The following is an 8,792-nucleotide window of genomic DNA, read 5'->3' as shown; positions in this document are numbered from 1 at the left end:
CAACAACCAGCGCCGCCGCGTACGGTTGGCATGCACACATCACATGATCAACCCAGCGGCATAAGGCGAGGCATCCCCCTCAAAGTTGAAGAGCCACTTTAGGCCCATGCTAATCGGTGTAGCCGGGGTTAGCTTAGGAAGGGAGCGTAGGGCGGGATTCTTGGGTCTTGGCGAGAGTGGTGCTCTGGCCTCGGACGTTTGCAAGTGCGGTGGGGTCGGTAAGTATAGCTCGTAAGACGAAGTCGGCGATGTCGAGGGGGCGTTGAGCGAACAAGGCCTCGCAGCCCTCACCCTGGAGGCCGTGGCCGTCCGCGCCGACTGCTCCGTGCACAGCCTGTGCGGGGTGTTCGGCGGAGGCGATGACCTACTCCACGCCATCTACGAGCGGCACAGCCCGCTCCTGGACATCGAACAGACCCTGGCCGGTGCCGGTCACGACCTGGCCGCCACCGTCGGAGAGATCTACCGGACGCCTGCGCACGCCCTCACCCGCGAACCCCGCATCATGCCCGCCGTCCTCGCCGAAGTCCTCGCCCGCCCTACCGGCGCCCCTTCCCCGGCCTCGCCGCCCGCTACGCCCCATGCCTGCTGACCGCGCTCGGCACCTGGCTCGCCCGCGAAGTCGACACCGGACGCATCCAACCGATGCCCCCGCTCCTGCTGCTCCAGCAGATGATCGGCCCCATGCTCATGCACTTCCTCACCCGGCCCACCCTGGAGAACGTCCCTCAAGTCGCCCTCCCCGACATCGCGACCACCCACCAGGAGTTCGCCCGGGTGTTCCTGCGCGCCGTCGCCGTCGACCTCCAGCCGCCCACCGGAGAACCCACGCCATGACCGCCCTCACCCGCATGACGGGCCCTGTCGAAACGCCTCAACCCTCTGCTGAAGCCGGCCGCCCGCCGCCTACCGCCCCTCGCGGTACTCCACCATCAGGGCCGGGAGACCGGCCGCCTCTACGACACCCTCGTCCGGGCCTACCGCACCGGCAACGGCTTTATCGTCGCCCTCGCCTGCAACGAGAACGCGCAATGGGCACAGAACCTTCTGACGGCAGGAACCGGCGAAATGACCCGCGCGGGCAAGCGCCACACGCTGACCGAACCACGCCGCCGAGGCCCCGACGGGCTCCGCGACCTCCCCGCACCCGCAGCCGCCATGATGCGGGCCCTCCGCATCACCGAGTTCCTCCGGTTCAACGCAAGTCCAAGATCCTGACCGCCGACACGCCGGGCACTCCTGCTCTGAGCGCATACACGGGGACTTGAACCCCTATGGCGCTGACCAGCGGTTTCTCAAGCTGCCGTATTGAACCCCATGGCGTGGAACGCAAGAAGCGCCAGGTCAGAAACCCGGCGCTTCTATGGTGGTACGTGTCCGAGGGGGGACTTGAACCGTTCTCCCATCTTCTGGGGCCTCAGCTAGACCCGTGGCTGGAGACCACCTGATCCGTAGAGAAAGCCTCATCAGCGCCACCTCACGCGGTTGACCTGCGACGTCGTCGCGCCTGCGACGCGCAGATGCCGTTTGTGGGAACGGATTGGGAAACCGGCGCTGCCCGGCGGCTCGGTGGCGGACCCTGGACAGCCTGAGCCGACGGTTTTACAGAGCCCTGTCCAACTCCTCGTGATTGCCCACCTGAGCTGGCAACACGTTCACTTCCGAGATCCGTTACCCCCCGCCGCGACGCGCATGCGACGCAGATGCTCGGAAGCGGCGACGATCGATCACCGATCCCGTCGTCTTACCGCTCTGCACCGGGGCTGATCAGCGATCAGAGAACCTCTTAACGTACCTGACTTTGGTCGCTCAGATTTTTTTTGACGCAAGATTCTTCATGATATTTCCGGCGAGCTGGTCGCGAGCCAGGGCACCTGCGCTGATGCAGGCGGCCACTCCGCATACGATCTGCGGCCACGTGGGGAGATCCGGGAAGTTTGCAGCCACGCTGAACAGCATCGCGAGAGCGGACAGGATCACGGCACGCTGAGAGCGCCGAGGGCCGTCGCCCCTCCTGCGCTGCACCCGTCCTGCCACGACTCCAGCGTAGATCACGCTCCCTCAAGTGTGCGGGCAAACCAAGAAAGCCCTTGACCAGGAAGCCAAGGGCCCGGTTCTCAGTGATGTTTGTCGGGGTTAATGGCTGTAGCACCACCTCCACCATTGTGCGCAGGTCGTCGTACAGGTACCCGTACGGCACCCGGTCGCCGTACATGTCCATGTACTGCTGCAGCGACCGCACCACCACCGGCCGGTCCACCGGCCCGCGCTCGGTCATGCCCGCCACAGCTCGTCCACAAGTACGCGCATCGCTGCTCAAATGAGTCGGCTCGTATACCCGGCGGCAACTAGTCGCCGAAATGCGGCATCGACCTCATCCGGGTATGGCTGCTCAACAGCAAAGCCCTTCTTGGCGTATTCGGTGATCCTTTGGGTGTCGCCTACCAGCATATTGATTACCCGGTCTACATCTCCGATGCTCCGCACGTAGTCATCGAGCGACAGCGGGAGCGACGCACACATCGCCTCGACCTCGGGCCACAACTTCTGGCACGTCGCGTAGGCACGTCGCTGCTGGTACGGCCGACAGATGAGGACCGCTGACGCGACGGTGATTCCGTGCTGCTCTAGGAGGGCGCGGGTGCATGTGAAGTTCTCCCCCGTGTTGGTCGCGTGAGGCTCGACCAAGATGGCGTCAGCGGGAACGCCGAGTTTGACGGCGTGTTCCTTATAATGGACGGCCTCGCCACGGGGAAATCTGCTGACCGTGGTGGGGGCGTTGGCACCCGTGAACACGATCAGCGGGAACATGCCCTGCTGGTAGAGATCAGCAGCGCAAGTGGCCACCCCGAGGTCATGACTTCCGAGGCCAATGCCGACGTCCGAGGGTCGAACGACGTGATGCATGTTGTGGTAGTCCCACAGGGTCTCGACGTCGGCCCGGAGGGCATCGGGTACAAGAGCAGTGGGGGTCATGGCCCTGCCCTCTCCTCAGTCGGGAATCTTGAACGTGTACGACCACGCGAAGCGGGACGCGGCGTGAACGCCCCGAGCGAATTCGACCAATCGCCCCTCACGCGTGAAGGTGCGCCGCCGAAGAATCATGACCGGCTCACCGGCGGGCAACTGGAGCATTTCCGCTTCGTCCGGCGTGGGCATTCGTGCGTGGATCGTCTCGGTCATGCTGTCCGGCTCCAAGCCCTGAAGCGTCAGGACGGCGAACCCTCCCCCGCGGCCGGCGGGTCCAGGCGTGGGATCAACGAGAGGGGTCCCCTGCACATCTTCGGGCCGGTAGTAACTCGTCAGCGTGTGCGTGGGTGAGTCTCCTTCTTTGACGAGCCGTGCTCGCTCGTAGACCTGCGCGCCTGCTGAGAGGCCGAACGCTTCAATCACTTCGGCGTCTGCGTCGACCAACCGAACCGTCTGCGTCTGGTCGGTCGGACTCCAGGCGCGCCCAGACGCCTCTCGATCGGCAGCGAACGCGACAAGGCCGAACTTCCACTTGCTCTTGGCGTAACGCTCGACGCCCAACCGCTTCATGGGGGGCCGCTCCCGGACGACGGTCCCCCTACGCCGTACTGGCGTGACGAGTCCTTCGGCTTCTAGCAGCCGCACGGCCTGGCGGACGGTCTTGATGTTGACGCCGTACTGCTCGGCAATCTCCTCCTGTTTCGGCAGAGTCTTCCCCGCTGGGTAGTCACCCCGCCGGATGCCCTCGCGCAGCACTTCGGCCAGCTCACGGTAGCCGACAGCCATCTGATCCCCTCCACTTCGCACCCACTCATAAGGGTAGCGCTATCGGCCAATCCAGCGGCTTCGTGACAATAGAACCGGCTCTATTGACAAGCTCCGCAGGTTCAGGCGTAATAGAGCCAGCTCTAATCGAGTGCAGCCGGAAGAACTGGGAAGGCGGCGCAAGCCGCACGCCAACGGGCTGTCGCGCTTGCTCTTTGAAAACCGCATCCGGGCTGCCGCCTCCCACTGAAAAGGCGGTTCTAGCAGGGGAAACGCCCCTGCGCAGACAGCGGGACGGCCCCCATCCGCCAAGACATGGGCCGTCCCTGGACTCCTCTAGCAAAGGAGCTACACCCATCATGTCCCAGTGTCTGCACTGCAACGGCACCGGTGAGATCTGGAACCCGCCGGTCGGTCCCATCTACTGCGGTGGATGTGGCGGTACGGGGGTGGCCCGATGACGGCCCTGGTCCACTCCCCCTCTGGCCGCGTTGAGGTGGTGGTTGAGTCGTTCGGCTACGGGCACGGCCCGGCGCCGGAGGCCGATCTCACCATCGACGCGCGCCGCCACCTGCGCAACCCGCACCATGACCCGGCCATGCGGCACCTGACCGGCCTGGACGAGGCGGTTCGGGTTCACGTGCTGGCCACCCCGGGCGCCGCCGGGCAGGTCGGCAACGCTGTGCTGTTCGTCTGGTGCCTGCTGTTCGATCTCCCCGGAGACCACGACGAGCCGGTCAAGGTCGCGGTCGGTTGCGCCGGTGGCCGGCACCGCAGCGTCGCCATGGCCGAGGCCATCGCCGCCGGTTTCCGCGAAGTCGGGGTCGTGACCGTGGTCCGGCACCGCGACGTCGGCAAGCCGGTCATCCAGCGCACCACCGCGGCCATCGCCGCGTCCCGCCCGTAACTCCTTCTTGTCTCTGCCGGGGCGGCTCGTTTCCGCCAAGACCCGAAGCCGCCCCGGCCGTCTCCCCTCCCACCTCGTATGAGCAGTCAAGGAGCACTCGCCATCATGGCAAATCCCGTCCGCCTGCCCAGCGTCCGCCCGGCCGCGGGCACCTCCGCGCACGTGGTGGCCGTGGAGCCGGTCACCCCGCAGCTTCGCCAGTCGGCGCGCCTCACCGGTGAGCCGGTGTGGGCCGCGGTGGAGCGCTACCAAGGCCGCATGGTCAAGGTGTGCGCCGCCGGGGATGACCTGGCCACCGTGACCGCCCGCGCCCGCGCCGCCGCCGGCACCTACGGCGCCACCTTCACCGCCCCGCACCCCGCGACGCTCGCCACCACCGGAACGCCCGGTGCGCTGGGCGAGGGCGCCGGGTGCGTCTACGACCCGCAGTTGCACACCGGCCCCGCCCACGCCGAGACCCCCGCGCAGCGGGCGGCGCGCGTGCAGGTGGCCCGCGAGGTGTGCGAGGACTGTCCGGTCCGGGCGCTGTGCCTGCCCTACGCCCTGGCCGCCGCCCCCGACACCGGGGTGTGGGCCGGCCGTACCACCGCCGAGATCACCGCGCTTTCGGGGGCGCTGGTCGAGCTGGGGCAGGTGGCGTGATGGGCCGCATGCGTGCCGCGTTCTTCGACCCCACCGGCGCCCGCTACGGCATCCCGACGTGGCCGTGGCGGATGGCACCGCCGCACCTGCTCACCGTCCGCCAGCTCACCGCGCGCGGGCTTCGCCCCGGCGGTCAGTACGTGCAGGGACAGGTGTTATGGCGCTCGCGCCGCTACCACGCCCGCGGCGGGGTCCGCGCCGCCTACCTCTACGACCAGCGCCTTGCCCTGCCCAAGCGCACCGCCACCCCCGCCCAGCTCCAAGCACTCGCCAAGGCCCTTGCCGCCCGCCGTACCTGCCCGGACTGCAAGACCGACGCCGGTTACGTGCTGCCCCGCCATCTCGGCGTCTGCCTGGACTGCGCCGAGACCTCAGAAAGGAGGGCCGCGTGATGGCCGCTGGATCGGCGTTGTGGCACCCGGTGGCCGGTGTCGCCGGTGTCGCGCCGCGTGGCGGTTCCAAGAAGGCCGTCAAGCTCGCCACCGCCGCCCGCGAGGCCGCCGACGTGCGCGCCTTCCAGGTGGACCCCGACGTCGTCGCGCTGCGCATCGAACGGCTCCGCGGCTGGGTCTACCGGCTGTCGTGGGTCGCGATCGTGATGGGGCTGGCCTTCACCGCGGTCAACGTCCAACACTTCGCCGCCGGCGACGCCTCGCGGGAGGATGCGGGGTGGTGGTCGGCGTGGCTGCTGGACCCGATGGTGTCGCTGATCCTGATCGCCACCCTGATCGGGGAACAGGTCATCGCCCGCTACCAGGTCAAGCCGGGCGGATGGATCCGGGGCACCAAGTGGGCCGCGCTGGCCGCCACCTACGCCATGAACACCTGGTCAGCGTGGGAAGTACTCGACCCGGCATCGATCCTGCTGCACTCGGTGCCGCCGGTCATGGTGCTGTGCGCGACCGAAGCCGTGACCCTGCTGGGCCACCAGATCAGCCAAGCCGTGCAGACCGCCTGCCGCCAAGCCGCCGCCCAACTGGCCGACACCGAACCGGCCGGACCCGCCGAACCGGCCGCGCCGCCGATCGATCGGGACGCGCTGGTCGCCGAGGTCCGCGCAGAGTTCACCGGCGCCCTGGCCGCCGTGGAAGCCGACCTCCGTGACGCCGTACGGGCGCTGTCCGTACGCCCCGGACCCCGTACGGAGCAAACCCGTACGGACGCCCCCCGTACGGACCCGTCCGGTACTGACCGTACGGACGACCCCCCCCGTACGGAGACCGACCAGCCGCCCGCGCCGATGGACCGCGAGGTGTTCATCTCCGAGGTCCGCGAGCAGATCCTTTCCGCCGCCGGGCGCCGTGACCGGTGGGAACCCAACTATCCCGCGCTGATGGGACACGCCGGACGTAGCCGGTCCTGGGTGGAAAAGGCCGTCCGGGAAGCCCGGCTCAGCGTGATCGGCGACCAGCCCCGTACGGCCCTCACCACCCGTACACCCGGCACCGACCAGCCCCGTACGGACGCCGACCCGGCCCGTACGCAGACCCCTGCGCACACCGAAGGAGGTGACCACCCGTGACCGCCAAATCCACCACCGCCGAAGACCAGACGCCCGCCGCTCCCGCACCCGAGCCGCCCCAGCACGACGCCCCGCCCCCTGCCCCCGACCACACGACCGCCGAGACGCCGCACGCTGCGCACGCCGACCCCGGCAACGGCGCCGACGCGGGTGCCGACGACGACGCCGAGGAAGGCCGCGAGGGGATGCCCGCTGCGCATCTGGCCGTGGGCGGGTTGTCGGCTACCGCCGCCCTGCTCGCCGGCCTGTATCAGGCGGGCGGGGTGTGGGGCCTTGCCGCAGGCGCGACCACCCTTACCGCCGGGGGCGGGGCGATGGCCTACGCCCGGTGGCGCCGCCGCCGCGACGACCGGCCCGCGCGCGCCGCCCGGCCCCGCCGCGAGCGACGGGCGCCCCGCGAGACCGCGACCGCATCCCCTGGCCGCGCCGGAACGCGGGGCGGTGGACGGTCCGGGGCGTGGTTCGGCGGACCGTCCGCGCGCCCGCACCGGACCGGCCGCGACCGTGGTACGCCGGCCGCGTTCCGCTCCTTCGGCCGCGCCGCCGGGCGTGGCGGACGCGCGGCCGGTCCGGCATCCGGTCCGAGCATGCCGCGCGGCCGGTCGTCCGCGGGCGGGCACCGGCGCGCCGGCCGCCGCGGCGCGTCCGGTGGGGCGGCCGGTGGTGGGCACGGTGTGCGGGGCGCCGGTGGACGTGCGACCGGCAGGGCGATGCACGCCACCCGCCAAGGCGCCCGCCACCTGCGCAACGTCGGCCGCGCGATGGGGCACGGTGCGCGCCGCTGGGACGCCGAGATGACCGCCGGAGCCCGCGAGCTGGTGAACGGCGCGCGGCGCCGCCGCGCCCGCCGGGCGTCCGCCGACGGCGCCCGGTCCGCCGACGCCGCGAGCGATCGACGGGGGCGGGTGCGCCGCGTGGGTGAGGCCGCGGTCCGCGGTGCCGTCCGTGGGGCCGTCCGTGGGGCGCGGCGGGCGGGGGCGTGGGCCGACCGGCGGACCGGCCGCCGCGCCTCGACCGCGTGGGCCGCCGCCCGCACCGCCACCGGATTCCGGCACGCCCGCCGCGCCGCGCTTGCCGCCCGCGCCGGGGCACGCCGCTGGGACGCCGAGATGACCGCCGGGGCGGTCGCGCTGGTGGCATGGTTGACCGCCTGGTGGCGCCGCCACCGCAAGAACGCCAAGGCCGATACCGGCACCGCGGAGCCCGACCAGACCGCCACCCCGAACGCCGAGACCGCCGAGGACACCAAGGACGGCAAGGACGACAAGGCCGCGGCGGGGGCGCCGGACGCCGAGGAATCGACCGTCACCGGCACCGCCACCTGTGCCGGATGCGGCCGGACGTACCGGATCACCCTGCCCGCCGGGGTCAACGCCCGCATGGTGCTGTGCCCGTGCGGGACGGAACTCCACTTCTTCCGCAAGAGCACCCCGGGGCAGGCCGACCAGACCACCACCGACACCACCGGCAGTCAGGAGGACCCCACCACCACGACCCAGAACACGACCGAGACGACGACCGAGACCGAGACGAGCACGACGGGCCGTGACCCGCGTTGGCGACGGCCCTACACCAGCCCATCCGCCCCACACATCTTCAGGAGTGCTCAGACCATGACCGCGTTCCCGCTGGTGGCCGCTGCCGCCGAAGTCAATTCCGCCGCCGCCGCGCACGCCCCGGCCGACATGTGGACCGTGGCCCGCGAGCTCGACCAGTTGCACCAGGTCCCGGCCAACATCGCCATGTCGATCCGGACCTACGTGATGCGCCTTCAGGGCGACTACCCGATCAACCCGATCGTGGTGGAGGCCATGCACCAGCTCTACCAGGGCCTTGCCCAGCTCGTTCCGGTCGCCGAAGAGGTCGCGGTGCTGTTCCGCCGCATCCACGCCGATGACCTCCAGCGCGGCGAGGCCCCGCGCACCAACGAACCGCTGTGGGACGCCGGCCGCCGCTGACCCGGCTCGCGCCGGGCCGGTGCCTGCC

10 protein-coding genes are annotated in these 8,792 nt (G+C 70.2%); 7 read left to right on the top strand and 3 right to left on the bottom strand.

Annotated features, from left to right (window positions below):
• Nucleotides 1–262: 262 nt before the first annotated feature.
• Both AB0H21_RS21310 and AB0H21_RS21305 read left to right on the top strand, forming a co-directional pair.
• Complete coding sequence (locus AB0H21_RS21310) at nt 263–592, top strand: hypothetical protein (RefSeq protein WP_358518998.1); 330 nt, start codon at nt 263–265, stop codon at nt 590–592.
• 53 nt (nt 593–645) lie between these two features.
• Nucleotides 646–837, top strand: coding sequence for a hypothetical protein (locus tag AB0H21_RS21305; RefSeq protein ID WP_358518995.1), 192 nt, complete (start codon nt 646–648; stop codon nt 835–837).
• Between the two features lie 972 nt (nt 838–1,809).
• Here the strand turns inward: AB0H21_RS21305 and AB0H21_RS21300 are convergent.
• The 3 genes from AB0H21_RS21300 to AB0H21_RS21290 all read right to left on the bottom strand — a co-directional run bounded on the left by AB0H21_RS21300 (nt 1,810) and on the right by AB0H21_RS21290 (nt 3,756).
• Nucleotides 1,810–1,959, bottom strand: coding sequence for a hypothetical protein (locus tag AB0H21_RS21300; RefSeq protein ID WP_358518993.1), 150 nt, complete (start codon nt 1,957–1,959; stop codon nt 1,810–1,812).
• A gap of 357 nt (nt 1,960–2,316) precedes the next feature.
• Entirely contained in the window at nt 2,317–2,976 is a 660-nt protein-coding gene (locus tag AB0H21_RS21295) for a YdcF family protein (protein ID WP_358518990.1), read from the bottom strand.
• Between the two features lie 15 nt (nt 2,977–2,991).
• Complete coding sequence (locus AB0H21_RS21290; RefSeq protein ID WP_358518987.1) at nt 2,992–3,756, bottom strand: GntR family transcriptional regulator; 765 nt, start codon at nt 3,754–3,756, stop codon at nt 2,992–2,994.
• A 436-nt stretch (nt 3,757–4,192) separates the two neighbouring features.
• Between AB0H21_RS21290 and AB0H21_RS21285 the strand changes: the two genes are divergently transcribed.
• The 5 genes from AB0H21_RS21285 to AB0H21_RS21265 all read left to right on the top strand — a co-directional run bounded on the left by AB0H21_RS21285 (nt 4,193) and on the right by AB0H21_RS21265 (nt 8,764).
• Nucleotides 4,193–4,642, top strand: a complete 450-nt coding sequence (locus tag AB0H21_RS21285; protein WP_358518984.1) for an RNase adapter RapZ — start codon at nt 4,193–4,195, stop codon at nt 4,640–4,642.
• A gap of 105 nt (nt 4,643–4,747) precedes the next feature.
• Nucleotides 4,748–5,284 carry a WhiB family transcriptional regulator gene (locus tag AB0H21_RS21280; RefSeq protein ID WP_358518981.1) on the top strand — a complete coding sequence of 179 codons (537 nt, stop codon included), beginning with the start codon at nt 4,748–4,750 and terminating at the stop codon, nt 5,282–5,284.
• Nucleotides 5,284–5,676 (top strand): RRQRL motif-containing zinc-binding protein, encoded by a 393-nt coding sequence (locus tag AB0H21_RS21275; RefSeq protein WP_358518978.1) that lies wholly within the window; start codon nt 5,284–5,286, stop codon nt 5,674–5,676. The genes AB0H21_RS21280 and AB0H21_RS21275 overlap by 1 nt, the downstream gene beginning before the upstream one ends.
• Entirely contained in the window at nt 5,673–6,806 is a 1,134-nt protein-coding gene (locus AB0H21_RS21270; RefSeq protein ID WP_358518976.1) for a hypothetical protein, read from the top strand. Before AB0H21_RS21275 ends, AB0H21_RS21270 begins: the two co-directional genes overlap by 4 nt.
• The gene (locus AB0H21_RS21265) at nt 6,803–8,764 is read left to right on the top strand and encodes a hypothetical protein (RefSeq protein ID WP_358518974.1); all 1,962 of its coding nucleotides are present in this window, start codon (nt 6,803–6,805) and stop codon (nt 8,762–8,764) included. The genes AB0H21_RS21270 and AB0H21_RS21265 overlap by 4 nt, the downstream gene beginning before the upstream one ends.
• Nucleotides 8,765–8,792: the final 28 nt, after the last annotated feature.

The organism is Sphaerisporangium sp. NPDC051011 (assembly GCF_040653595.1).
Taxonomy (GTDB): Bacteria; Actinomycetota; Actinomycetes; order Streptosporangiales; family Streptosporangiaceae; genus Sphaerisporangium.
Note: the sequence above shows the minus strand (reverse complement) of the source record. Positions and strands in the feature narration are given on the sequence as shown.